General features: G+C 60.4%; 23 protein-coding genes and 1 pseudogene. 15 read left to right on the top strand and 9 right to left on the bottom strand.

All coding sequences use genetic code 11. From position 1 onward, the window contains the following. Window positions 1-145: 145 nt before the first annotated feature. Window positions 146-1,123, top strand: a complete 978-nt coding sequence (locus MA07_RS24550; protein ID WP_036358322.1) for an amidoligase family protein — start codon at window positions 146-148, stop codon at window positions 1,121-1,123. Beyond that, the gene (locus MA07_RS24545) at window positions 1,120-1,821 is read left to right on the top strand and encodes a gamma-glutamyl-gamma-aminobutyrate hydrolase family protein (RefSeq protein ID WP_036358318.1); all 702 of its coding nucleotides are present in this window, start codon (window positions 1,120-1,122) and stop codon (window positions 1,819-1,821) included. Before MA07_RS24550 ends, MA07_RS24545 begins: the two co-directional genes overlap by 4 nt. Before the next feature lies 1 nt (window position 1,822). Here MA07_RS24545 and MA07_RS28170 read toward each other — a convergent pair whose 3' ends face one another. After that, window positions 1,823-3,337, bottom strand: a complete 1,515-nt coding sequence (locus MA07_RS28170) for a response regulator (protein ID WP_152569014.1) — start codon at window positions 3,335-3,337, stop codon at window positions 1,823-1,825. Window positions 3,338-3,472: 135 nt separating this feature from the next. Here MA07_RS28170 and MA07_RS24530 point away from each other — a divergent pair, with 135 nt between their 5' ends. From MA07_RS24530 to MA07_RS24490, 8 genes and pseudogenes are all read left to right on the top strand, one after another. Further along, window positions 3,473-5,728, top strand: coding sequence for a glycoside hydrolase family 3 N-terminal domain-containing protein (locus MA07_RS24530; RefSeq protein ID WP_052003504.1), 2,256 nt, complete (start codon window positions 3,473-3,475; stop codon window positions 5,726-5,728). A gap of 198 nt (window positions 5,729-5,926) precedes the next feature. Further along, window positions 5,927-6,571: pseudogene (locus MA07_RS24525) on the top strand (YoaK family protein); the annotation flags it as partial. A 121-nt stretch (window positions 6,572-6,692) separates the two neighbouring features. Further along, on the top strand, window positions 6,693-7,535 hold the full coding sequence (locus MA07_RS24520; protein WP_036358306.1) for a DUF1206 domain-containing protein: 843 nt from the start codon (window positions 6,693-6,695) through the stop codon (window positions 7,533-7,535). 271 nt (window positions 7,536-7,806) lie between these two features. Then, window positions 7,807-11,196, top strand: coding sequence for a DNA-primase RepB domain-containing protein (locus tag MA07_RS24515; RefSeq protein ID WP_036358302.1), 3,390 nt, complete (start codon window positions 7,807-7,809; stop codon window positions 11,194-11,196). Between the two features lie 798 nt (window positions 11,197-11,994). Beyond that, window positions 11,995-12,444, top strand: coding sequence for a hypothetical protein (locus MA07_RS24505; protein WP_036358296.1), 450 nt, complete (start codon window positions 11,995-11,997; stop codon window positions 12,442-12,444). Further along, complete coding sequence (locus tag MA07_RS24500; protein WP_152569013.1) at window positions 12,441-12,812, top strand: hypothetical protein; 372 nt, start codon at window positions 12,441-12,443, stop codon at window positions 12,810-12,812. The genes MA07_RS24505 and MA07_RS24500 overlap by 4 nt, the downstream gene beginning before the upstream one ends. Continuing rightward, the gene (locus MA07_RS24495) at window positions 12,812-13,417 is read left to right on the top strand and encodes a hypothetical protein (RefSeq protein ID WP_036358292.1); all 606 of its coding nucleotides are present in this window, start codon (window positions 12,812-12,814) and stop codon (window positions 13,415-13,417) included. The genes MA07_RS24500 and MA07_RS24495 overlap by 1 nt, the downstream gene beginning before the upstream one ends. 119 nt (window positions 13,418-13,536) lie before the next feature. Continuing rightward, window positions 13,537-13,911, top strand: coding sequence for a helix-turn-helix domain-containing protein (locus MA07_RS24490; protein WP_036358289.1), 375 nt, complete (start codon window positions 13,537-13,539; stop codon window positions 13,909-13,911). A gap of 69 nt (window positions 13,912-13,980) precedes the next feature. Here the strand turns inward: MA07_RS24490 and MA07_RS29810 are convergent, their stop codons facing one another. From MA07_RS29810 to MA07_RS24480, 3 genes are all read right to left on the bottom strand, one after another. After that, a complete protein-coding gene (locus MA07_RS29810; protein WP_152569012.1) occupies window positions 13,981-14,271 on the bottom strand; it encodes a hypothetical protein in 291 nt (96 codons plus the stop codon). A 322-nt stretch (window positions 14,272-14,593) separates the two neighbouring features. Next, on the bottom strand, window positions 14,594-15,151 hold the full coding sequence (locus MA07_RS24485; RefSeq protein ID WP_036358286.1) for a hypothetical protein: 558 nt from the start codon (window positions 15,149-15,151) through the stop codon (window positions 14,594-14,596). A 578-nt stretch (window positions 15,152-15,729) separates the two neighbouring features. Then, window positions 15,730-15,930, bottom strand: a complete 201-nt coding sequence (locus MA07_RS24480) for a hypothetical protein (protein WP_036358284.1) — start codon at window positions 15,928-15,930, stop codon at window positions 15,730-15,732. A gap of 98 nt (window positions 15,931-16,028) precedes the next feature. On the opposite strand from MA07_RS24480, the gene MA07_RS24475 reads away from it, so the two are divergent. After that, entirely contained in the window at window positions 16,029-16,490 is a 462-nt protein-coding gene (locus tag MA07_RS24475) for an excisionase family DNA-binding protein (protein ID WP_052003502.1), read from the top strand. Beyond that, the gene (locus tag MA07_RS24470; protein WP_036358280.1) at window positions 16,490-16,777 is read left to right on the top strand and encodes a hypothetical protein; all 288 of its coding nucleotides are present in this window, start codon (window positions 16,490-16,492) and stop codon (window positions 16,775-16,777) included. Before MA07_RS24475 ends, MA07_RS24470 begins: the two co-directional genes overlap by 1 nt. Before the next feature lie 8 nt (window positions 16,778-16,785). On the opposite strand, the gene MA07_RS29805 is transcribed toward MA07_RS24470, so the two are convergent. From MA07_RS29805 to MA07_RS24460, 3 genes are read right to left on the bottom strand one after another with little or no spacing between them, the layout of a single operon-like run. Next, on the bottom strand, window positions 16,786-17,412 hold the full coding sequence (locus MA07_RS29805) for a M48 family metalloprotease (protein ID WP_152569010.1): 627 nt from the start codon (window positions 17,410-17,412) through the stop codon (window positions 16,786-16,788). A gap of 41 nt (window positions 17,413-17,453) precedes the next feature. Beyond that, window positions 17,454-17,600, bottom strand: coding sequence for a hypothetical protein (locus tag MA07_RS30305; RefSeq protein WP_160195494.1), 147 nt, complete (start codon window positions 17,598-17,600; stop codon window positions 17,454-17,456). A 4-nt stretch (window positions 17,601-17,604) separates the two neighbouring features. Next, on the bottom strand, window positions 17,605-17,973 hold the full coding sequence (locus tag MA07_RS24460; protein ID WP_036358275.1) for a trypco2 family protein: 369 nt from the start codon (window positions 17,971-17,973) through the stop codon (window positions 17,605-17,607). 163 nt (window positions 17,974-18,136) lie between these two features. On the opposite strand from MA07_RS24460, the gene MA07_RS24455 reads away from it, so the two are divergent. After that, window positions 18,137-18,838 (top strand): recombinase family protein, encoded by a 702-nt coding sequence (locus MA07_RS24455; protein ID WP_052003501.1) that lies wholly within the window; start codon window positions 18,137-18,139, stop codon window positions 18,836-18,838. Between the two features lie 54 nt (window positions 18,839-18,892). Beyond that, window positions 18,893-19,495 carry a hypothetical protein gene (locus MA07_RS24450; protein ID WP_036358270.1) on the top strand — a complete coding sequence of 201 codons (603 nt, stop codon included), beginning with the start codon at window positions 18,893-18,895 and terminating at the stop codon, window positions 19,493-19,495. 49 nt (window positions 19,496-19,544) lie between these two features. Here the strand turns inward: MA07_RS24450 and MA07_RS24445 are convergent, their stop codons facing one another. Then, window positions 19,545-20,048, bottom strand: coding sequence for a hypothetical protein (locus tag MA07_RS24445; protein WP_036358267.1), 504 nt, complete (start codon window positions 20,046-20,048; stop codon window positions 19,545-19,547). Window positions 20,049-20,163: 115 nt separating this feature from the next. After that, a complete protein-coding gene (locus MA07_RS24440; RefSeq protein ID WP_036358262.1) occupies window positions 20,164-20,541 on the bottom strand; it encodes a hypothetical protein in 378 nt (125 codons plus the stop codon). 683 nt (window positions 20,542-21,224) lie between these two features. Between MA07_RS24440 and MA07_RS24430 the strand changes: the two genes are divergently transcribed. Then, window positions 21,225-22,292, top strand: a complete 1,068-nt coding sequence (locus MA07_RS24430; RefSeq protein ID WP_036358257.1) for a tyrosine-type recombinase/integrase — start codon at window positions 21,225-21,227, stop codon at window positions 22,290-22,292. Window positions 22,293-22,322: the final 30 nt, after the last annotated feature.

The raw sequence follows: 22,322 nt of genomic DNA, 5'->3' as shown, positions 1-22,322 counted from the left end.
GGTGACGGGCTTGTAGCCAACCTGCCGCCGGAAAGCCACAGCCGGAACTCTGAAGCCATGAGGACCCTGAGTGAAGGAACCTGAGCTCCAGCGCGTCCGTTCACCTCCTTGCTCACGTTTTCGTGTTGGTTTCCCGGAGTTCTTCATGGCGCAGCCGGCGCTCTCCACCGCAATCGACTTCGTCCTGCCGCCGGTCCTGCACAATGAGCGGGGCGAGGTGCGCACGGTCGGGGTCGAGATCGAGTTCGTCGGCCCTTCGGCCGAGAAGACAGTCCAAGCCCTGCAGGAGGCGCTGGGGGGCCGGCTCATCGAGGAAGACCCGCATGCCTTCGCCCTGAAGGAATCGGCCATCGGCGATCTGACCGTGGAACTCGACAGCCGGATCCTGCACCCGGGCAAGCAGGCCGGCACGCAGCGCGGCGTGCTGCCCAAGATCGCGGCTCTCTTCGGCTTTGCCGCAAGCTATCTCGTGCCCTGCGAACTCGTCACCGCCCCGACGCCCATCGACCGGCTCGAAGAGCTGAACCGCATCCTGACGATCCTGCGCAGGCTCGGCGCCAAGGGCACACAGGATGCGCCCTTCTATGCCTTCGGGCTGCATTTCAACCCGGAGATCCCACGCCAGGACGCGTCCACCCTCACGGCCTTCATGAAGAGCTTCGTGCTGCTCAACCCATGGCTCCGGCGCGAGGCTTCCCCGGACACCACCCGCAACCTTCTCGGCTTCGCCGACCCCTTCCCGGCCGAATATGTGCGCAGGATCGTCCAGCCGGATTACCAGCCGGATATCGCGACCTTCATCGACGATTACTTGAGCCACAACCCGACGCGGAACCGCGACCTCGATCTTCTGCCGCTCCTGCACCATCTCGATGCGAAGCGCGTGCGGGCCGTGCTGCCGAACGAGAAGATCAACGGCCGCCCCACGTTTCATTATCGTCTGCCCGACGCGCGGGTGAGCGATCCAGGCTGGAGCATCGCGCCGGACTGGAACCGTTGGGTCTGCGTGGAGCGCCTGGCTGCCGATCGCGAGAAGCTGGATGCGGTCGGCTCGGCTTATCTCGCCTTCGAGGGCGAGGACAAAAGCTGGGCCAACGTGATGGAGCAGGTCGTACGCTCATGACCAGACCTCTGATCGGCGTCACCACGTCTCGCCGAGGCGGATGGCGCAGCTACCTCATGCACCGGCTGGCGCTGTATCGCGCGGGCGCACGCTCCATACGGCTCGTGCCGGGCGATTCCCTGCCGACGGAGCCGCTCCACGGCCTCGTCATCGGCGGCGGCGACGACATCGGCGCGGAGATCTATGGCGGCAGCGTTCTGCCCGACGTGCGCATCGATCCCGAGCGCGACAAGCTGGAACTCGGCCTTCTCAAGGCGGCTCTTCCGGCCCAATTGCCGGTGCTCGGCATCTGCCGCGGATCGCAGATGATCAACGTGGCGCTGGGCGGCACCCTGCACACCGATATCTATGAGGTCTATGTGCAGGCGCCGAAGATGCGAACGGTTCTGCCGCGCAAGACGGTGTCCGTCGAGAAGGGATCGCGCCTGGACCGGATCCTGCGCTGCAACCCCTGTCTCGTGAATGCCCTGCACCATCAGTCCGTGGACCGGCTCGGGCAGGGCCTGAGCATCGCGGCCCGTGACGAGAGCGGCATCGTGCAGGCCGTCGAGAGCCGGAGCGCGCCGTTTCTGCTCGGCGTTCAATGGCACCCTGAGCTGCTGGTCTGGAAGAAGCCGCACCAGAGGCTGTTCGCGGCGCTGACCGAAGCCGCCGGCGAGGCGACGGTTCCCCTCTCGGCGGCGGCACTGGCGCTCTAGATCAACGAGCGCGCCTGGAGGTGCGCGGGAAGAGCGGGATCACCTTGCTGTCGCGCGGCGGGTTCAGGTGTCGCTGGATCGCCGCGTGCAGGTCGCGGCTGACGATGGGCTTCTGCAGCAGCGGGAATTCGCTCTCCTCGCCGACTGCTCCGGGATTGCCCGTGATCAGCAGAACCGGCAGAGCCGGTGCGATCTGCCGGACTTCGCGCGCCAGCATCACGCCGTTCATCGTGCCCGGCATGGCGATATCCGCCAGCACCAGGGCAGGCCTGCGGGTGTTCAGGGACCTGATCGCCTGCGCGGCATCGGTGGCGATGCTGGTCACGTAGCCGAACTCCTCCAGGCTCGACTGAAGAGCCAGCGCCACTTCGAGTTCGTCGTCCACCACGAGAACCTCGGTGTGGTTGGGCACCGGCTCCTCAGGCGCCTCGTCCTCGCTCGGCAGGCCCGGCGGCAGCAGGGTCGCGGCATCGGCCCGGGGCAGATAGAGGATGATCGCGGTGCCGTTCTCGTCCCGACGCACCTCCGAGGCGCCGCCGAGGCCCTCCAGGAAATGCAGGCTCTGCCGCAGGGACAGCCAGGACGAGAGATCGAGGTTGCGCAGGACGAAGGCCTGCTCGAGATCCGCCTCCGGGGCGCGGCGCCCGTCATCGGGTCCTGAGCTGCGGATCGTCAGCTGCACGAAATCCCCTTCTCGCGTCAGGTCCGGCAGCGCACCCTTCTCTATCTGCACATTGCAGGCCTCGAGCGCGATGGTGCCTCCTTGAGGCAGGGCGTCCCGCACATGCCCGCTGAGCATCACGATGGCCGTCTGGATGTCGTCCGGATCGGCCTCCACGGACCAGAGATCGTCTGCCAGCGACAGCCGCATGTCGACGGTATCGCGCCGCAGCGAACGGCTCATCAGATCGGCCACCGAGCTCACCTGCTCGGCGATGTTCACGTACTGGACCTTTGCCTCGCCCTGGCGGGCGAAGGCCGTCGACTTGGCGATCAGCTTGGCGGCCTGGTCGGCGGCCACGAGGGCCGACAGCAGCTTGCGCTGCAGGATCGGCTGCTCCTTCAGCTGGCGGGCCGCAGCGTCAATATTGGCGCTGATGACCATGAGGCGGTTGTTGAGGTCATGGGTGATGCCGTCGCGCAGCCGGTCGACGGCTTCCGCCTTCTGGAGGCGGCGCAGGGCCTCGTCCTCGTCCGATGCGGACGCCGTATCGGGAAAGGCATCCTCGGCGAAAGCGAACGGGACGGCGGGCTCTTGGATCTGGCCGGCCGTGACATCCTCGAACACGGAGAATTCGTCAGGTTCGTCCACGTCCTTGTCCCCGAGAGCCTGCCGGATCTGCCGCCCGATGAGCAGCGGAGCCCCGGCAGCCAGCACCAGAAACAGGCCCGCCGCCGCGGCAATCAGCGTGGAATCCCTGAAGAAGGCAGCGCCGGCCAGCGCGAAACCCGACAGGATCAGGGCGCAGGACAGGGCCAGCAGTGACAGCTTCAACAGGGCAGGCAGCACAGGCACTCAAGCTTCCCGAAAATATGGATTGACCCGGCGCCGCTCAGACGCCACTTCCAACCGCTATCTTGTGTAGCACGAACCGAGGGCAAGCGCGGTCGCCTCGCGATAAAGTGTTACTGTCCCACAAAGGAGATGATTGTGCGGCTTTCTGATGTCCAAGGATTGGCCAAGCTGGCGCTCGCGGTGGTTTTGACGGCCTCTCTCGTCCCGCAGGCCAGAGCGCAGGAGACCGCCGAGCAATCCATCGAGCGCCGCGTCAACGAGCTTCTCGGGCAGATGACCCTGGAGGAGAAGGTCGGCCAGCTGAACCTGTTCTCGCACGGCCCGCCCCTGCGCTGGGAGGACATCTCCGAGGGCAAGGCCGGCGCCCTGCTCAACTTCAACAGCGCCCAGGACGTGGCCCGCGCCCAGGCCCTGGCCCGCCAGAGCCGCCTCAAGATCCCGCCGCTCTTCGGCCTCGACGTGCTGCACGGCTTCCGCACCCAGTTCCCGCTTCCCTTGGGCGAAGCCGCGGCCTTCAGCCCGCGCATCTCGCGCCTGGCCTCCGAATGGGGCGCCCGGGAAGCCGCTTACGTCGGCGTGAACTGGACCTTCGCGCCCATGGCCGATCTGTCCCGCGACAGCCGCTGGGGCCGCATCGTCGAGGGCTTCGGCGAAGATCCTTATCTCGGCTCCGTCCTGACGGCCGCCCGTGTGGAAGGCTTCCGCCAGGGAGGCCTTGCAGCCTCCACGAAGCATTTCGCCGGCTACGGCGCGCCCCAGGGCGGGCGCGACTACGACACCACCTACATCCCGCGTGCGGAGATGTACGACACCTACCTGCCGCCCTTCCGGGCCGCCGTGGAGGCGGGCTCGGCCAGCTTCATGGCCGCCTTCAATGCGCTCAACGGCGAGCCCTCGACGGCCAATCCCTGGCTGCTGACGGACGTGCTGCGCCGGCAATGGGGCTTCGACGGTTTCGTCACCTCCGACTGGGTCGGCATCGGCGAGCTGATCAACCACGGCATCGCGGCCGACGGCGCGGAGGCCGCCCGCAAGGCGATCCTCGCCGGCGTCGACATGGACATGATGGGACTGCTCTACATCAAGCACCTGCCCGACGAGGTGCGCGCCGGCCGGGTGCCGGAGAGCGTGATCGACGAGTCGGTGCGTCGGGTGCTGCGCACCAAGTTCCGCATGGGCCTGTTCGACCGCCCGGATATCGATCCGTCCCGCTCCGATTCCATCTTCCCGAGTGCGGAATCGCGCCAGATGGCGCGCGAGGTCGCACGCGAAACCTTCGTGCTGCTGCAGAACCGCGGCGGCGTGCTGCCGGTGCCGGCCAGCGCCCGCTCCATCGCCGTGATCGGTCCGCTCGCCGATGCGCCGCACGACCAGATGGGGCCGCATGCCGCCCGCGGTCACAAGGAGGACAGCGTCACGATTCTCGAGGGCATCCGCCGTCGCGCGCAGGGCACCGGCATCACGGTGCGCCATGCACCGGCCTGCGACCTGTTCTGCCGCGACACTAGCGGGCTCCAGGCTGCCCTCGATGCCGCGAAGCAATCGGATGTCGTGATCGCCGTCTTCGGCGAGCCGCAGGAACTCTCCGGCGAGGCTGCCTCCCGGGTCCGTCTCGACCTCAACGGGAAGCAGATCGAGGTGCTGGAAGAGCTTGCGAAAACGGGCAAGCCGGTCGCGCTCGTCCTCCTGGGCGGACGGCCGCAGGTGCTGGGACCTGTGGCCGAGCGCATCCCGGCCATCCTCATGGCCTGGTATCCCGGCACGGAGGCAGGCCCTGCCGTGGCCGACGTGCTGTTCGGCGACGTGAGCCCCAGCGGCAAGCTCCCTCTCACCTGGCCCCGCGCCACCGGACAGCTGCCGCTGTACTACAACCGTCTGCCCACCGGCCGGCCGACGCTCGAGAACAACCGCTTCACCCTGCAGTACATCGACGAGGCGATCGCGCCGCTCTACCCGTTCGGCTGGGGCCTGAGCTACACGCAGTTTTCCTATTCCGATGCCGCGATGGCGCAGAAGCAGCTCGACCAGGGCGGGGTGCTGGAAGTGACGGTGAACGTGAAGAACGCCGGCGCGCGGGAAGGCCAGGAGGTCGTGCAGCTCTACACCCGCGACCCGGTGGCGAGCCGCAGCCGACCCTTGCGCGAGTTGAAGGCCTTCGAGAAGATCGCCCTCAAGCCCGGCGAGACGAAGCGCGTGACCCTGCGGGTGCCCGTGGAATCGCTCGGCTTCCACCTCGATGACGGCACCTATCTGGTCGAGGCGGGCGCGATCCAGGTCTTCGTCGGCGGCTCGTCGCTCGCCGAGCCGATTGGCGAGGCCGAGATCATGAAGACCTTCCGCATTCCGCCCATGGAGCGACGCGCTTCCGCCTCCACCAGCGTCGCGCAGTAATCGACAATGCAGACTGCCCGAACAGTGCTGTTCGGGCAGTCTGTGATGCATTGAACCTCTTAAGCAAATGGCGCTAAGCTTGCGCTCATGAGCGCTCAGTCGACCAAGCCGGAGCCCCGCGACTTCACCATCCGTTCCGTGAAGGCCATCGTGGCCCATGAGCGGACCGGCGCGGCCGATACCCTGCTCGGCATGGCCCTCACCTTCGTGGCCGGCGCGATCAATGCCGGCGGCTTCCTGGCCGTCGGCCAGTACACCTCGCACATGTCGGGGATCCTCTCCAGCATGGCCGACAACATCGCCCTCGGCTCCCTCGAGCTTGTGGGTCTCGGGCTCCTGGCCTTCCTGCCCTTCATCGCGGGAGCGGCCTGTTCGGCCATGCTGATCAACTGGGGACGCCGCCACCATCTCGGCAGCCGCTATGCCATGCCGCTGATGCTGGAAGCCTTCCTGCTGCTGGCCTTCGGCCTTCTGGGCTGGATCGCCCATCCGTCTCCGGCCTTCGTGGCGCTCGCCGTCCCGCTCCTGTGCTTCATCATGGGCCTGCAGAACGCGACCGTCACCAAGCTCTCCGGCGCCCGCATGCGCACCACCCATGTGACAGGGATCGCCACCGACATCGGCATCGAGCTCGGCAAGCTCCTCTACTGGAACCGGAACCCGGACAATCCGGACCGGGTCCTGGCGGACCGGCCCAAGCTGCGCCTGCTCGCCCTGCTGCTCGCCGCCTTCTTCATCGGCGGCGTCACCGGCGCCATCGGCTTCAGCCAGGCCGGATTCCTGTTCGCCCTCCCCTTCGCGCTCCTGCTTCTCCTGCTCGCCGGGCCTCCCCTGGCCGAGGATGCGTCGACCCTGGGCCGCCAGTTGGGCAGGCGTTGAACCGCTTGCATGGGGTGCTGTCTCAGCGCACGGAACATCAATGAAGGCTTGGCGGTTCACTCATGACAGAGTGGAGCCGTCACCCATGCCGAATCTCAGCCGAAACCCCGTCGAGACCCTGGCCCGGTTCGGCTATGGCGCAAGGGGCGTAGTCTACGGCCTCGTCGGCGCCCTAGCGCTTCTCGCGGCCATCGGGTCCGGCGGGCAGACCGGCGGCAGCCGCAGCGCCCTGCAGACGCTTCTCTCCCAGCCCTTCGGCAAGGTCTGGCTCGTGCTGATTGCGCTCGGTCTGTTCGGCTTCTGCGCCTGGCGGGTTCTGGAGGCCCTCACCGATGCCGACAATCGCGGCTCCGACATGAAGGGCTGGGCCATCCGGGGAGCCCATCTGATCAGCGGCATCATCTATGCGGGTCTGGCGATCTTCGCCCTGAACCTCGCCCTCGGGCGCAGCCAGGGAGGCGGCGGGGAGGATCAGGGCGCGCAGGACTGGACGGCCTGGCTCATGAGCCAGCCCTTCGGCCGGTGGCTGGTGGGCCTCGTCGGGCTCGTGGTGATCGGCGTGGGCCTCGCCTTCATCGTGAAGGCCTGGCGCGGACGGGTGGCGGACCGCCTCTCCCTGCCGGCCGACAAGCGGGACTGGTTCGTCACCATCGGTCGCATGGGATTTGCCGCCCGCGGCGTGGTCTTCCTGATGATCGGCGGCTTCCTGGTTCTTGCCGCTTACCACGCCTCCTCATCCGAGGTGCGCGGCCTCGGCGGCGCCTTGGATGCCCTGCAGCAGCAGCCCTATGGCTGGGTGCTCCTGGCGCTGACGGCACTCGGCCTCTTCGCCTTCGGCCTCTTCGGCCTCATCCAGGCCCGCTACCGCCACATCGACGCGCCGGACCTCGACGACGCGAAAGCCGCCGTCGCGCGGGTCGGACGATAGGCAGGCTGTCGCTGGAAAAACTGGCGATCCCGGGAAGACTCGAACTTCCGACCTTCGGTTTAGGAAGCCTCAGTTATCTCTGGAAGATCAAGGGCATGGCGCACAAGAGGCTGTAAACCGCTGGACCTGCGATCAAAGACTTAGCACAGATTTGTCAAACCCGTGGGGTGCAGCTCCACAGGGAAAAGCTGACGTAGGTACTGTTCGTGCTTTCATTGAGCTAATTCACACCTCAGCCGCTCGGGCGCTCGCTGGTGCCCATGAGCCCGGCATGCTGCCGCTCGTCGTTATTCATCCGGCCCTCGCTGACAGAGATCAAAACAAGCAGGGGCGACAGGCTTTCGCAATTGGCGACGTTGAGAACATGACCGAAGCCGCGGTCATGTACGCCCAAGAGGGATACAACGTATACGTTGAAGCCCGCACGATTGCGAAGAACACGCCACCCGGTAGGCGCGGCGATCTAAGTTACACTCGCGGGGTGTTCGCCTTCGTGGTGGATTCCGATGCCGACAAGGGCAAGGCGGGGCACATCGACTTTGAGCCTTCACTCGTTGTCGAGACTTCACCCGGTAATTTCCAGCCTTGGTTGTTCCTCGACCAAGCGTTGACGGCAGAACAGGCGAGGCCCCTTGGCGCGGCCATTCGTGCGGCGACAGGGGCGGACAGCGCAACAGGCGTTGTGACACAGCCCTATCGTGTCGCCGGAACGCTCAACTACCCTACCAAGACGAAACAACAGCGCGGCCGCTTCGCCGTCGAGCCGGTCAAACTCGCCTCGCAAGGCAGTAGGGTTTGGACCCATGACGAGCTAACGACCCGATTTCCCGCCGTCGTTGAGCGCAAACTATCAGACGCAGCCCTCCCTGTGGGGCGGTCGGGCAAGGGTAGCGAAAAGGTCGTCCAGCTGCTCACCCGCCTTGTGCCACAGGGGAAGCGGTCGGAACAGTTCTTTGAGGCTGTCGCCGTCGCGGTCGAAGAAGGGTTGACCCCCGATGACTTTGAGGCGCTTTGCCTCCAGCATCGGCAAGGGTGCGTCAGCCGCTTTGCAACCCCGGAGACACTGCGCAAGGACATCGAGCGGGTTTGGGTCAAGAAGCTCGGCAAGGACGCCGCTGAGAAGGTCCCACAGAGGGACAAGGGGCGCATCAAGCGCCTTCCTGCCGTCGTCACGGTCGAACAAATCGAGCTGTTGCATGCTCGCCAGCTCATCAAGGAAGCCGTCCAATCGTTCTTTAAGAACAGCGGTCGGGAGCTCATGCCTATCGTCTGGACGCAAGGTTGGTCTGTGCCGTCAGCTCGTCAGCTCACCTTAGTGCAGGCCATCGCCGTCGCCACCGGCGTCGGCAAGACTAGAACGACCACCTATGAAATCGTCGACTATGTGCGGCAGCTGCGAAACCAAGGGGACCAGCGCAAAATCGCCCTGTTGGTGCCCCTGCACAAGCTCGGTGACCAGATCGTTAAGGACTTCGCTGCGTTGGGGGTGCAGGCGCAGGTTTACCGAGGGCGCGAGGCTGACGACCCGAACCGTCCCGGCAAGAAGATGTGCGATGACCTGCCCGCCGTGAAAGCTGCGAACAGCGTTGGCACTTCGGTCGAAGCCTCCTGCTGTGAGGACCGGCGGCCCGATGGAACAATGGTTCGATGCCCGTTCTTCGATCAGTGCGGCTTCCAACGACAAAAGCAGTCTGACCCTGATGTGTGGATCGGCTCGCATGAGTACCTGTTCCGCAAGCCCAAGGCGTTCGGACAGGTCGCAAAGCTCATCATAGACGAAGGGTTCTCACAATCCGGCCTCCTGACCCTGCCCAAAGATCGCAAGGGCAAGGGGCTCACGGTCGAGGAGTTGGAAGCTCCCGTTGAGTTCATGCCGCAGCTGACTGCCACTCGCGGCAAGATGGCCCAGGCGTTACGGATGCAGCCCGAACCAGAACGCCTGAGAAGCGACCGCCTTGCTCCTGTGGAACAGCGCTGGCTCGTTGCGGCGGGGCTCACGGTCGAGGAGTGCCGCGAAGCCGCCGTGAAACATGAATGGTCCTTGGTCGAGCAGCCGCAGCTTTACCCCGGCATGCCTGCCGAGGAGCGTCAAGCCGAGATTGCGCGGGTGAAGCGGCCGCCGACGTTTGTGCGCCGGATGGCTCGCATGTGGCGTGCCGCGCAACATCTGCTGGAACAGTCTGACACGGAGGCCGCGTCCGGTCGGCTGTTCGTTGAGTTCCAGGGCACCGAGCAGGGGCGCATTAGGGTCGCTCAGACGCAAGGGCTCCGCGAGATCGACGCGGCTTGGCATGAGATTGACACGCTGCTGCTCGACGCAACGTTGCCGCCGTTGCGCGTGTTGAACGCCTTCTTCCCACAGGGAGTGGTGCAGGTCGCCAATCTACGCAACGTTGCGTTGCCGCGTGAGCATGTGCGGATCGAGCAGGTTTTGGGCGCTCCTGTCGCCAAGACGAAGCTGTTTGACCGGATGAGGGAAAACGCCCCCATTTTGCGCAACCTGCAAGCTCTTCGTCGCTACATCCTGCAAGAATGGCTCGCAGTCGGGCGCAAGTCCGCACTGGTCATTGCACAGAAAGAGGTTGCGAGCTGGCTCAAGGCGAACCTGCCAAAGGAAATTGCTGTCGAGCACTTCAACAACTTGACCGGCATCAACGATTACGGCGGCGTCCGACTGCTCATCACCCTTGGCCGCGTTCTGCCGGGACCTGAGGAAGTCGAGCTGATGGCAGGGGCGCTCACCGGCGTAATGCCGATGCCGGCGAGCGTGAAGAAGAACAATTGGACTTGGTACGACCCCACGGAAAAGCTCGTCACAACGCGGGACGGCGCGGCGTACTCGTTTGAAGTTGACCTGAAACACCCTGATCCCACAGCGGAGGACATGCGCACCCTGACCTGTGACGCCGAGCTGGTGCAGGCCATTGGTCGCGCCCGAGCCGTCAACCGTGACGCCTCCAAGCCGCTCGATATCCGTATCCTGGCCGATGTGCAGCTAGATGGGTTTCCGGTCGATGAGCTGAAAGTCTGGAAACAGCCGAATGATGAAGAAAGCCAAGAGGTTGATGAAATGAAAGCATCTGACGAAGTCGTTGCGGCTGTCATCCCGGCTGGCCGCGAAGTTGAGATGATCGTTGACGGGATGATCCTGCAAAGCGCAACGGATATGGCGAAGGCCTGGCCCGAGGTTTGGGCATCGCGTGACGCCGTGAACGCTTGGCGCAGCAGGGCCATGATTTCCGTGTCGAGACCCTTTAGGGAGATTATAAAGGGAAACGACACGGAAATCCCTGCAGCCTGGGGCATCGTTGAGTATCGCCCGACAGGCCGAGGCCAACAGACCCGCAAGGCGTACTTCAACCCCGCCGTTGTGCCGGATCCCCGCGCTTGGTTGGAGACGCGTCTTTGCGAGGGGGATGAGCTCGCGTTCTGCGATGTGATCCGGGCCCCGCGAGCCCCCGTTGCCGGCGCCCCTGCCGCCTCTGTGGGCGTGGACGAGGCGGGGCGGGTTGTTGTCGGGCGGAAAGCCCCTATCGGTGAACAAACGCCCCCTGTGGCCGAAGTCCCTGAGATCGAAGCCCCCGCATTGAGCGCCCTGCAATTGCGAGCCCGACAGGCTTTGCAGGCCCGAATGTCTGGGCAGCAATCAACCCGACACTGAGACAATTTCCCACAGGGGCAGTATGCGCCCCTGTGACCCTTAGGGCTGTCGATCCGGCCCCTTCGTTATTTGCGTGTCGTTTCCCTTTATATGCGTATTTAAAGGGAAACGACACGCAAATTGGGGCGACGTTCAGACGGCCCCCACACTCCCCCTGTGGGCGCTGAATCCTGCACCTCGATCCCCCTTAAAGCTGAGCCGTGATGGCGTTGTATCGCCTGATGAGGTGTTGGGCAGGGAAGGGCAGAAACCCTTGTGCAGCCCCTGTTTGCGACGGTTAAGGGTAATGGTCAGGCGATAGGACTCGCAACACATCGACCGCAAAACGCAACTCGCCCTCCTCTGTGGGAAAAACATTGCTCCTTGCCTGCAAGTATACCCAAATATAGCACATTAAATTATCAAGTAATTGCAAATTTTACAGTGCCAATCTGATCGTTTTATACGATTTTGTATCAGGGACTCCGACGTAGTCGATTTGGCGAGCGTTATGGGTTCAAGGTTTCCAGATGGTCGATATCCTGTGAGGGTCACAGCACTTAAGCGGCGAAAGCGCGGAAATACTTCGCACATTGTCCTGAAGATGCAGATCCGAGCAGGGCAATACATCGGCCAGGAAATCGAAGATTGGATTGGTGTCCAGCATCCGAATTTGCGGGTGGTTGCGATGGGGAAGGCAAAGCGGATGAGCCTGTGTGATCTGGCGAACGTCCCGAGCCTGTCGAAAGCGGTCGGCGCTTCGCTCATTGCGATCATCCACGACAACCAGATTGCTGGGCTTTGCAATGAGAGGGGCCAATGTGCACTCAGGAATTGAGCGGTGTGCCCAGGAGGGGTCGAGGGCGTCTGTCTGGGAAGTTTGTCGCCTATCGGGATGCTGCGAACAATCCCGCAGCCATTCAGCGGGCCCAGGAAGTCAAAGACGAGCTGCGCGGCGTCCTCTATCGGGGCAGCGTCTGGTACGTTGGAACGGATGCCTGCCGAGTTTTGGGCTTGGTCGATGCCAACTCAATGTCGCTGAACCCCTACCAGCGGCACTTTGCGGTCCTGAACCCCGAAGATTGCACCATGCTCGATGACCGCTTGGGCGGTCGGCGCCTCAATCGGGTGCTCATCAACGAGACGGGGCTCCGCAAGCTCGCGTTTCGCGCCCTGCTGCTCAAGGCCAATCGGGACCAATACCCGACCGTTCAAACCCAGCCCCAAATTCCGCAACCCTGGCTCTCCAAGAAGGGGGCAATCCAATGAAAACGTTCATTCGTGCATCAGACGGCATCGCTGTCCCTGAAACAGAGGCTTGTGAGGCCAATGGGACATTGCGCAACGGCTATCGCATCAGCGGCGGTGTGATGCTCCGCGACAATCAGCCGAAGAAGCTCAAGACCTTCGCCGAGCTGAACGCCGAGATCGCCCGGCTTGAGGCTCAGGGCGAGCGCAAGGCCAACGAGCTGCTGGTTGAGCGCAGTTATGAGACCTACGAGCGCCGCCTCAACACCGCTTGGCAGGACCCACCGACCTTCCCGCAGCCAGCCCCGCACACCCCGCCTGTGGGCCAGGAGAACACCCAACAGGCCTACGAGCACCGCATTTCCAACGCATGGAAGGAGTCCCGCTAATGTCCACTCTTTACGACCGCATTCTTGGTGTCCTCGCGGCGGATGTGTCATCTGCCAGCATCGTCGCCCTTACCGTTGATGTTCGCGCCGAGCGGGACCGCCTCGCCGCTGAACGGGCTGGGATCGAGGCCGAAGCCCTGGACCTGCTCACGCAGCCCGACACGGCGAAAGCTCGCCGGATGCAGAGCGCGGATCTCGAGTTCGAGATTGAGCGCCTGGACGTTGCGCTGTCCCAGCTTGAAACGGAGCTTGGGACGGCACGCAACAGGGAGGAACAGGCCCGGAAACGGGAGCAATACGAGCGAGCCAAGGCCGCAATGGCCACTGTGGGCGCTGATCTGGATGCCCGGTGGAACACCCTCTGCAATGAGATGCGCCAGCTGCTGGTGCAGGGATGCGAGGCTGCGAAGGCCGTCGAGAAGGCAAACGCCGACCTGCCGGCAGGGGCCGCGCCGCTGGTGGCTCATCCCCTGCTGGGCGAGTTCGTGGAGGGCTATCAAACGTGCCAGCCGATCTTCCGGACGGTTCACGTCCCGGGTTTCTGGAAGCGTGATCCCAATGCGCTAATGCCGGTTGAAACGATCCTTGAGCGCAATGCCGCGTAGCCATCTAGCGGGTGTGGGCGACGGGACTCCCTCACACCTGCACCGACCGGGGGAGGCGGGTTTTCCCTAGTCCTCACCTCTCCCGGTCACCCCTTTCACCCTCGAAACGGAATCTGACCATGGCTGGTCCAAAGTTGAAATATCAGCGGGTTGAGCAGGCTTTGCGGGAGCAGGGCGGCCTTATCGCTCAGGCGGCGGTGGTGTTGAGCGTCCAGCGCAGCACCCTTTACCGCTTCATCGCCAACAATCCCGAGCTGGAGGCGGTCCGAGAGGAAGCCACCGAGGCCCTGCTAGATACTGCAGAAGCCCATCTCGCCCGAGCCGTTGAGGCGGGGGACATGAAGGCGATCCGCTTCTTCCTCGAAAGGAAAGGGAAGCACAGAGGTTATTCGACCCGCGTCGAGACCACAGGAGCTGACGGTGGCCCCGTCCGGCTCGGGGGCGTCGAGTACGAAGTCGTTGAACCTGACCTGCACAGCCAAGACCTGGCTTGAGGTAACCAACGTTCCAAGCACAGAGGAGCAAGGGCGCGAAAAAAGATCCGCGCCCTGCCAACTTGGATCTTAGGCTTTGGCTGCTTCTGGCGCTTCAGTCTGCTGGATCGGTGGGTTGCGCCATTGGCGTATTTCCTCCGAAAACCCAGTAGCCTGATGAAGGAGCGCACTCGTGACGAAAATCAGATCGACGATTATTAACGGATTAATCCGGCTAAAACGGTTGATAATCCGGAACATTTCGTCGAGCCTGCGCTTCCTTTTGCGAGAGTCTCTTTCTCTCTTTCTTTCTTTGAGAGTCTCTCTCTCTGGCTCCCTGCCAGACGAAAAGATGTTATGTTTTCGCTTACGCATACTCATGGAGCTTTCTCCGGGGTTTGTGTGGAGAGCGCCGGGGGAGTTTTACGAGCCCGCTAAAACTTGCAGACTCCCCCGGCCGACCACGTCATGTGGTCGTTGCTCAATGAGAGAACAGAAACCGAAGATGCGCAGTTCCTAATTTTTCCGGGCTCATCCAGGCAAAAACGGGTTTTTGTTTTGGACAACTTTTGGGCTTCTGCCCCAGCTTCAACCAAGCTATTGAAGAATCTCAAATTTTTAGGGCTCTCCCCCGGCCTGTGAGGCGTCATAGGGCTGAGGGCATCAATCGCCCTCACGCCTCAGTGCAACGAGTTGCCGGGGGTCAATCGTTGAGGGGCACGCTCCCGCCTGGAGGGTTTCCTTCCAACCAAGTCGAGAAGAGCTCTGATTGAACAATTTTGACAGTATTGGTCAGGTCTACGAGACTTTTGCGTAAAGCAGTCATCTTCTCAAATTTGGCTTTGAAGTCGTCCTTCGTCCAAACTACCAAGTCTAGACTAAGCTTCTTGTTTGTAGTCGTCCTGTGAAACTCGACCGCTCCACCTTCTTTGGTCGGCCCAAATAAGCAATGGGCAACAATCTTTCTGTCATCATTAATGCCGAAAATTTTGTTCAAATCTTTAATTGCCGCCTGTTGATTTATAGGCTGCAACTGCATTCCACAAATCGCAAGGTTGACCTTTTTGGCGATATCTAGGTGATTGATGAGGATAGCTCCGTTGATGGTTTCAAGCCCCATCATCTGCTCGACCAGATTGTTTAAGTCATCCTCCAGCATGGCGAAGTGCCACATAAACTCACCGACCATCTCGTAAGTCTCTTGGTATCGCACCATCCAGCTTGCAGCTTGTTGCATCTGTTCTTCAGTTAGCTCTGTCATTGCTCAGTCCCTATCCCTGCCGCGTTAGATGTACCGTCCCGCTTTGGCGTGCAACATTGCATGGGACAGGACGCGACAGAGTTGGCCCCGTTCATGCCGCCCGGAGAACCTAGCTCCCCGGACAGCCCAAGCATATCGTTATGACAAAGGTTAGATGCTGATGCGGGTAGTATTACCTACCCGCCCAGTCATCAGTGCATGAAGTGTGCGATAACGGCCAGAATGTATCCAGCGGCGATCAGTGTATAGGCGAACTCCAACATCGGGGATTCTCCCTTCTTATGCTTCAGTTCCTCGACCGTCTCGGAACAGGTAGGGCTTGCTTCTCCTACCTTCTATTTATCAAACCAGCCCGTTCGACTGGCCTTTAGGGGCTGTTTTTGGGCGCGGCGGATTGACGCATGTACCCACATGGGCGGAAAGGGGGCCGAAGCCCCCTCCTCTTGTCCGTCCCCACCAGTCGCGATGATGAAGAAACAGAATAACAGTGATGATGATGTGCAGATACTCTATATAACTATATAACATGACACTGAACTCTGACACGAACGGCTTGTTCGCGCCAAGGAAGGCTCTGTTTATCGGATTCCGCTGATCCGTGCCTCTAACCGCCTGCGAGCGTCAGAGGCCATTAGGTGCCAGTGCAGCTCAACATCGGTTTCGATGCGCTGCCGCCGCTCCCGCTCATCCATGACCGGGTACCATCCAGAACGCTCGATTGTTTCACGAAGCAATGCCTTCGCTTCCAGCACAACCTCTTCGTCCCGGACCATCGACATAAGCGGCTCCTTGTGTCGTGAGCCCAAGGTAATGCTCAACCAGCTTCCACTCAATGGTCCGTTAACCATTCCTTCTGCAACGTTCCATGAAGTGTGCCATGGGACAGGACGCAATGACGACTCTCAGCCTTCGTGAAGCGGCGGAACAGACCGGCGTTTCAAAGTCTACGATCTTTCGTGCCATTCAGGCAGGGCGCATGTCTGCCCAGCGGGATGATGACCGCAACTTTAAGATCGACCCCGCTGAGCTGTTCCGCGCCTATCCTCCCAAGGCACCGGATTCCGATGTTGCGCGGGACGTTGCGGAACAGGCCGCAACACCCCCTGTGGGACAAGGCGCACCAGCTCCTGCAACGGATGAGCTGCGGGTCCGCAACGCGCAATTAGAGTCTGAAATCAACGCCTTAAAGACGATCCTTGAGAACGAGAAGCAACGGGCTGAGGAGCTGCGCGAGGACCGCGACCGCTGGGCAAAGCAGGCTGAACGCCTCGCCCTTCCTGCCCCTGTGGGAGCTCCTGCACCGCGCCGGGGCTGGTGGCCCTTTGGAAAGGCAAGCTGATGTTCGGGTTCGGCCCTCCCAAGACGCCCAAGTACGATAAGATGCTGGAGGAGCGCCGGGAGGAGAAAACCCGCGAGCGTGCCTTGTATTGGAAGGATCGGTTCGATCATGCCAAGGACGAGCATGAGACTACGCGGGTCTATATCGAATATCGGAACGATCTGCTCTTTGAATGGCTCAACGATTATGACCGGCGCAACGCGGCAGAGTTGCGCCAGCATGCCAAGAACCTGAGCAACATGATCGTTGCCCTTGGCTTCGCGCTATTGGTGCACCACTGGCTCTAGGCGAGCTATCAGGTTGAGCGGCACATCTTTCCGGTCTCAGGCTTATTCCATCCCGCTTCGATTGCCTTGCGCCGTAGATCGGCAGGGGGATGCGAGGTCGATGGCCTCTCATCGAGGACGACCGCCATGGCAAGCGCAGCTTCAAGAGGGTATTTCATGCGCTTGAATGAGGCTCCGGCAAAACGGTCGGCCTCCAGCTCTGCCTGCCAGTTGTTCTTGGAAACATCGAAATGATGTCTGCAATAATGGTGGGCAACTTCGTGAGCTAAGATGCCCATAGCGCCCTCATATGACCCGACGAGGCCAGAAAGTCGCCGGTCATAGATGATGACCTTGTTGCCTTCGATCACAGCTGCAAGCGCGTTGGATACCTCACCATTCATCGTATAGATCAGGCAATCGTCGCCTTTTATGGAGAGGCTACTGCATACGTCTTCCACCATAAAAAGGTAGTCTTCGAACGCTGGAACGATCTTAACGCGCTTATTTCCGCGTGGGAGATGAAAGGCTTTGGCGTCCTTTCCAATCACAACTTCGAAGCCTTCTTCTTCGTCTTCTGCTCTGCTGCTACTCGGCTGCACAACTGCGGCAGCGAAGCAAAGGGCAACTGCCCAAATTATACGTGAAACTTTCATATGCCCCTCTTTATAGGAAGATTATTGGTTTATGACCGGCTCTAGGCGAGCCGGTTGAACACACCGAGCACCACGGCGACGACACACCAGAAGATGAAGGGCCACCAGCTCGCCCCAGTCGCCCGGTCCAACTCGCTCGGGTAACTGAACCCCGCAAGAACGATCACGACGATTGCCGCCCAGATCATTACGCTATGCCACCCAATCCTTATTTCGTTCGGGGAGCGGTGAGGCAGGGGGCTGTTTTGCCCCTGTGGGAAGCATGAGGTGCACGGCGAATTTGACCTTGCTTGTGTTCTGCACAGCCCGATCAATGCCGCCCCCGGCCTCGATTCCCCACACTTTGATGCCACCTTTCCCGCCGCCCTTGGTTTCAGCGACGACTGAGACATCGAAATCAACCACAGTGAAGGCGGCATCCCCAGTGATGAGCAGGTGGTCCGTTATCTTCCCATACATGCCTTCCGCAGCGATGTTGGTGCCATCCTCGCGCTTCTGTGCGGCCCTCACGCCCTGGAGGATTTGCGCTAGCGTCTCCTCGACAAACTCACTCAGCTCCATGAAGCCCCCTTTGACGCCTCATTCTGCGAGGCCGTAGCTCAATCAATCTGGCAAGAGAAACCATGCCGAGTCCACAGGAGAAGTTATCTAACGATGCCTTTACTCCTGTCAGTTACAATCATCATCGGTCGATGTAGGTTGTAAACGTACTGGGGAGGTCATGATGTCTCGCAAGTTCGTTGCGTATTTCAGGGTCAGCACGAAGAAGCAGTCGCTCGGGCTCGATGCGCAACGCGAGGCGGTGGAACGGTACATTGCGCAGGCTGGCGGTCAGCTGCTGGCCCCGCCCTATGTGGAACGTGAGAGCGGAACGAGCCACGAGAACCGGATCGAGCTGCACAAGGCCATTGCGAAGGCGAAAGAAGAGAACGCCGTCCTGTGCATCGCCAAACTAGATCGGCTGGCACGCAACGTTGCGTTCATCAGCCAGCTCATGGACAGCGGCGTTGAGTTCGTTGCTTGCGATAATCCCCATGCAAACCGCATGACTATCCAGATCATGGCCGTGATGGCGGAGCAGGAAGCCCGTTTCATCCAGGAGCGCACCGTTGCGGGGCTCGCCGCCCTGAAACAGCGGGGCGTGACGAAAACAGGGAAGCCAGTGCGGCTCGGCAATCCCAACAATGGGACGCCAGAACAGACCAAGCGGATGCACGATGGCGCAAAGGCAAAGGCTGATGCCTATGCGCAGTCGATCATTGGCGAGATCAGGAAATGGCAGGCGAAGGGCATCACGACCTACAAGGACCTAGCCGACATTCTGACTGGCAAGTTCCCGACGCCGCGTGGGGCTGAGGTTTGGCAGGCAACACAGGTGAGGCGCATCATTGACCGAGCCGTAAACTTACAGAACCTAGTCTGCTAAAGTTAGTAATTTTTTGAATTATTGTCAGTTAAAGAAGCTCTGGGGAGCAAGTCGATGATTGACGATAATGATATTAACCGCCTGATGCAGGAGCAGAAAGCTCTGTCGTTGCTTGATACTATCATGCGCGACGTCAATAAGCTTTTCGACCATCTCGATAAGAACCGATCGGCTCAAGTCGAGTTTGGTTTCGTTTCGATACTGGCGGTCAGCGAAATCGCGAGAATGTCCTTCAACGATGTAAAGCGCGTCGGATGCTCGGCCCTGAGATCCTATAGCGGTGCTGAGATTGATCGCGCTTCGTTGCATGCCTCCGAAATAGCCCGGAAACGTCAAGCGGCCCGACAAAGCGGGGACCATTGGGGTGTCATCTCCAATGCCATGGTGGCGAAGCATTTTGCCGAGACAATGCGTACGCAGGGGACCAAGTCTGCAAAGGAGCAAGGTGCTGTTTACGCTGAGAACGTAGCGCAACGTTTGCTAGACGAAATCGACAAATGCATTGCCGCTTACCGTAATGCCTCACAGGCAGAGTTAAAGACCATGGGAATAGCTGGCGTCGCATCTAACTTCGATAGAGACTTACAAACTCCGGATGCGGCACCTCCCGCCGAAAAGCGTCGAAGCTGGCTGGCTCGGCTATTAGGCGCTCCGTAGCATAGAGCACGCGAAATAGGCGAACCGCATTATCGAGCGGTTTGCGTAATCAGTCCCATAGAAGAGGGGAGCCTGTTGACTGCATTGCCTCGAAAGCGCGCTCCAACAGGTCCCAATTATCGCGGAACCGCTCGAACTCCTTAGGTGAGACAGCACAATGGAACGAGGTGGGGTTTTTGGAGCCGGGGCCTCTCGGCTTGTAAACCAGCTCACAATGGTCCTGAAGATCACGAAGCTGGAAGATATAAAACTCGTCCCTGCCAAGGCCCTTAAGTACAACGAAAATGCACACAAGCTCGGGATTCAGCAATGTAATCCTACCCCTGACTTCCTGTGTGCCATTCTCCGTTACGATCTCAAGAAACTTGTCGGCGCTGAACTGCCATGACCCTCCGTTGATCGCTTTGACCTGGACAGGGATTGAATATCCGCGTGCATCGGCCGCTAAGAGGTCGAACATCGGAACATTTCCGGCAAATGGGGCGGCTAGGTAGCCCCGGCGCCCGAGTTCCGCAGCAACAAGATGCTCCCCAATCTGCCGGGTGAGCTGCATCGCACGTCCGTTAGTTTTCATTGTCCCTCAAGCGATACTAGGTGCAGACAGTATTCCCGTTCCATTCTGCCAATGTGCCACGTCAGTCCCCTAGTCGACGATGAATCATAGTAATTTATCTTTCGTCTTCAAAAGGACTTTCACGAGCAAAGGATTCGTGTTGGGAAGGAGACTTCCACGCATTAGCTACTCTGTCTTCATACAGCTTCTGAGAGGCTTTCTTCGCAGCGTGTCCACTTTCATCATCTAAGGATTCGAATAGGCTGTTGATATGAGCCCGTATTGCATCGCGAGTGGCTCTATCCTTCTGCCAATCTTTACCCGACTCAGCGAGCTGGAAGACGATTATGAGGCCGATCTCTTTTATAAGGTCGTTTGCATTCTCGATCCCAAGGTTCCTTTCGAGAGCATCGGGCTCAAACGATTTCTCCACTCGCCTCTCGATTTCCTCGCTTATGGACCTGCCTGACTGAGCAGCGGCAGCAGCAAGCATTTGGCGGAGCGCATCCCGTGTCCTGAAGGTGAGATTTCCCCGCTTAGTAGTGCCCTCTGGCTTAGCGGGTCGGCCTCGGCGCTTTGTCTCAGGCTTTGTTGTCATCAGGAAGCTGTCCTGTCCGTACCATCTCATCACATAAATGCACGCTAAATCACGTGCTATATATTGACAAGCGCGATCATTGGAATCAATGTTGATTAATGGCACGTAATATTACGTGCCATTAATATGAGGCCGATGATGGATAATGAAATCAAGAAAGCTCTCACAGGCTTGACTGTGAATGTCGAGACTGCAGGCAGAGCATTAGGGATCGGGCGCAACGCAGCCTACGCAGCGGCCAAGCGAGGTCAAATCCCAACTGTGAAAGTTGGCGGCGCAATTCGGGTACCAACTGCGCCTCTACGCCGGATGCTCGGCCTAGGACACCCAGAGGCTATGTGATCGATGGCCAGTGCAACCCTCAACCTCCGGGTCCAACCCTACCGTCTCCTTACAAAGACAGAGGCTGCACATTATTGCCGCCGCTCAGTCAGAAAGTTTGAGGTTCAATGCCCGATTCCGCCACTAAAGATGGCCGATGGGGACCTTCTTTGGGATGTCCAAGATCTCGATCGTTGGATTGATGGTCTGAAAACAGGCTCTCTGGATGAGGCTGACCAAGCTCTGGCGAGGCTTTAATGACAGTCATCCGTGTGAAGGGCTTTCAAATCTTTAAGGACCGCCACGGTAAGTGGCGTTGCTACCACCGAAAGACTCGTACACCTGTGGACATCAACAAGGCTCCAATTGGGTCGGCCGAGTTTTTTGCTGAATGCAACCGCATCGCAGATCAAGTTAAGGCTATCACCCCGAAAGCTGGGACGTTCGGCCTGCTTGTGACCGAGTACCGGGCCAATCCTGCCTTCCTCGATCTCGCACCCCGTACAAAGGCCGACTATCAGAGTATTCTCAACTACCTTGCCCCTTTATCGAACGTTTCCTTGGCGCGTTTTGATCGAGCCTACGTTGTCCAGGTGAGGGACAAGGCAACAAGTAAGGGCAGGCGCTTTGCAAACTATACCCGTTCCTTCCTCTCTACACTGTTTGCCTGGGGAGTAGAACGAGGCCATCTCAAGAGCAACCCGGCCGAGAAGATCAAAGGCATTCGCCGCCCTCGCGGCGCACCTGAAGCAAATCGCCCATGGACCGATCATGAACGCGAGGCTGTTCTCAACGCTGCCCCAGCGCACATGAAGTCTGCACTTGCACTGATGATGTTCACCGGATTAGGACCAAACGACGCACTTACCCTACCACGTTCATTCTACCGTGAGGGGGAGATTGCAACGCGGCGTTCGAAGACTGGCGAGCCTGTGTACTGGCCTGCTCCTGCCCCGCTTGTGCAAGCTCTAGCAGAGGCCCCGACACATACCGCCGTTACCTTGTGTGCCAATTCGGCAGGCTTGCCGTGGACAAACGACGGATTTCGGGCCTCCTGGCGAAAGGTGCGACTCCAACTTGAACAGAACAGCGAGATCAATTCCGGTCTCACGCTTTATGGCCTCCGGCACACGATCGCTGTGATCCTGAGAGAGATGGGTCGCGATGAGCGAGATATCGCCGACGCCTTGGGGCAGAAGACTATCGAAATGGCAAGGCACTACGCGAAGGGTGCAGATTTACGTCCAAAGATGCTTGGGATGGTCAAGGATCTCGATAGCGAATTGAACAAACGGCGCACGAAGGTTGTCAAACCGGGCGTCTGAAAGTGTCAAACCCAGCTAGCCGGGCTAGAC

Origin of the sequence: Microvirga sp. BSC39 (assembly GCF_000739015.1) — a bacterium.
In the GTDB taxonomy this organism is placed as follows: Bacteria; Pseudomonadota; Alphaproteobacteria; order Rhizobiales; family Beijerinckiaceae; genus Microvirga.
The sequence above is the reverse complement of the archived record's forward strand: the minus strand, read 5'-3'. Positions and strand labels throughout refer to the sequence as shown.

What these genes read in the sequence shown, in the direction of transcription:
- MA07_RS24550 (WP_036358322.1), top strand. Translation starts at nt 146, where the DNA reads ATGGCGCAGCCGGCGCTCTCCACCGCAATCGACTTCGTCCTGCCGCCG.
- MA07_RS24545 (WP_036358318.1), top strand. Translation starts at nt 1,120, where the DNA reads ATGACCAGACCTCTGATCGGCGTCACCACGTCTCGCCGAGGCGGATGG.
- MA07_RS24520 (WP_036358306.1), top strand. Translation starts at nt 6,693, where the DNA reads ATGCCGAATCTCAGCCGAAACCCCGTCGAGACCCTGGCCCGGTTCGGC.
- MA07_RS24515 (WP_036358302.1), top strand. Translation starts at nt 7,807, where the DNA reads ATGCTGCCGCTCGTCGTTATTCATCCGGCCCTCGCTGACAGAGATCAA.
- MA07_RS24505 (WP_036358296.1), top strand. Translation starts at nt 11,995, where the DNA reads ATGTGCACTCAGGAATTGAGCGGTGTGCCCAGGAGGGGTCGAGGGCGT.
- MA07_RS24500 (WP_152569013.1), top strand. Translation starts at nt 12,441, where the DNA reads ATGAAAACGTTCATTCGTGCATCAGACGGCATCGCTGTCCCTGAAACA.
- MA07_RS24495 (WP_036358292.1), top strand. Translation starts at nt 12,812, where the DNA reads ATGTCCACTCTTTACGACCGCATTCTTGGTGTCCTCGCGGCGGATGTG.
- MA07_RS24490 (WP_036358289.1), top strand. Translation starts at nt 13,537, where the DNA reads ATGGCTGGTCCAAAGTTGAAATATCAGCGGGTTGAGCAGGCTTTGCGG.
- MA07_RS29810 (WP_152569012.1), bottom strand. Translation starts at nt 14,271, where the DNA reads ATGAGTATGCGTAAGCGAAAACATAACATCTTTTCGTCTGGCAGGGAG.
- MA07_RS24485 (WP_036358286.1), bottom strand. Translation starts at nt 15,151, where the DNA reads ATGACAGAGCTAACTGAAGAACAGATGCAACAAGCTGCAAGCTGGATG.
- MA07_RS24480 (WP_036358284.1), bottom strand. Translation starts at nt 15,930, where the DNA reads ATGTCGATGGTCCGGGACGAAGAGGTTGTGCTGGAAGCGAAGGCATTG.
- MA07_RS24475 (WP_052003502.1), top strand. Translation starts at nt 16,029, where the DNA reads ATGGGACAGGACGCAATGACGACTCTCAGCCTTCGTGAAGCGGCGGAA.
- MA07_RS24470 (WP_036358280.1), top strand. Translation starts at nt 16,490, where the DNA reads ATGTTCGGGTTCGGCCCTCCCAAGACGCCCAAGTACGATAAGATGCTG.
- MA07_RS29805 (WP_152569010.1), bottom strand. Translation starts at nt 17,412, where the DNA reads ATGAAAGTTTCACGTATAATTTGGGCAGTTGCCCTTTGCTTCGCTGCC.
- MA07_RS30305 (WP_160195494.1), bottom strand. Translation starts at nt 17,600, where the DNA reads ATGATCTGGGCGGCAATCGTCGTGATCGTTCTTGCGGGGTTCAGTTAC.
- MA07_RS24460 (WP_036358275.1), bottom strand. Translation starts at nt 17,973, where the DNA reads ATGGAGCTGAGTGAGTTTGTCGAGGAGACGCTAGCGCAAATCCTCCAG.
- MA07_RS24455 (WP_052003501.1), top strand. Translation starts at nt 18,137, where the DNA reads ATGTCTCGCAAGTTCGTTGCGTATTTCAGGGTCAGCACGAAGAAGCAG.
- MA07_RS24450 (WP_036358270.1), top strand. Translation starts at nt 18,893, where the DNA reads ATGATTGACGATAATGATATTAACCGCCTGATGCAGGAGCAGAAAGCT.
- MA07_RS24445 (WP_036358267.1), bottom strand. Translation starts at nt 20,048, where the DNA reads ATGCAGCTCACCCGGCAGATTGGGGAGCATCTTGTTGCTGCGGAACTC.
- MA07_RS24440 (WP_036358262.1), bottom strand. Translation starts at nt 20,541, where the DNA reads ATGCTTGCTGCTGCCGCTGCTCAGTCAGGCAGGTCCATAAGCGAGGAA.
- MA07_RS24430 (WP_036358257.1), top strand. Translation starts at nt 21,225, where the DNA reads ATGACAGTCATCCGTGTGAAGGGCTTTCAAATCTTTAAGGACCGCCAC.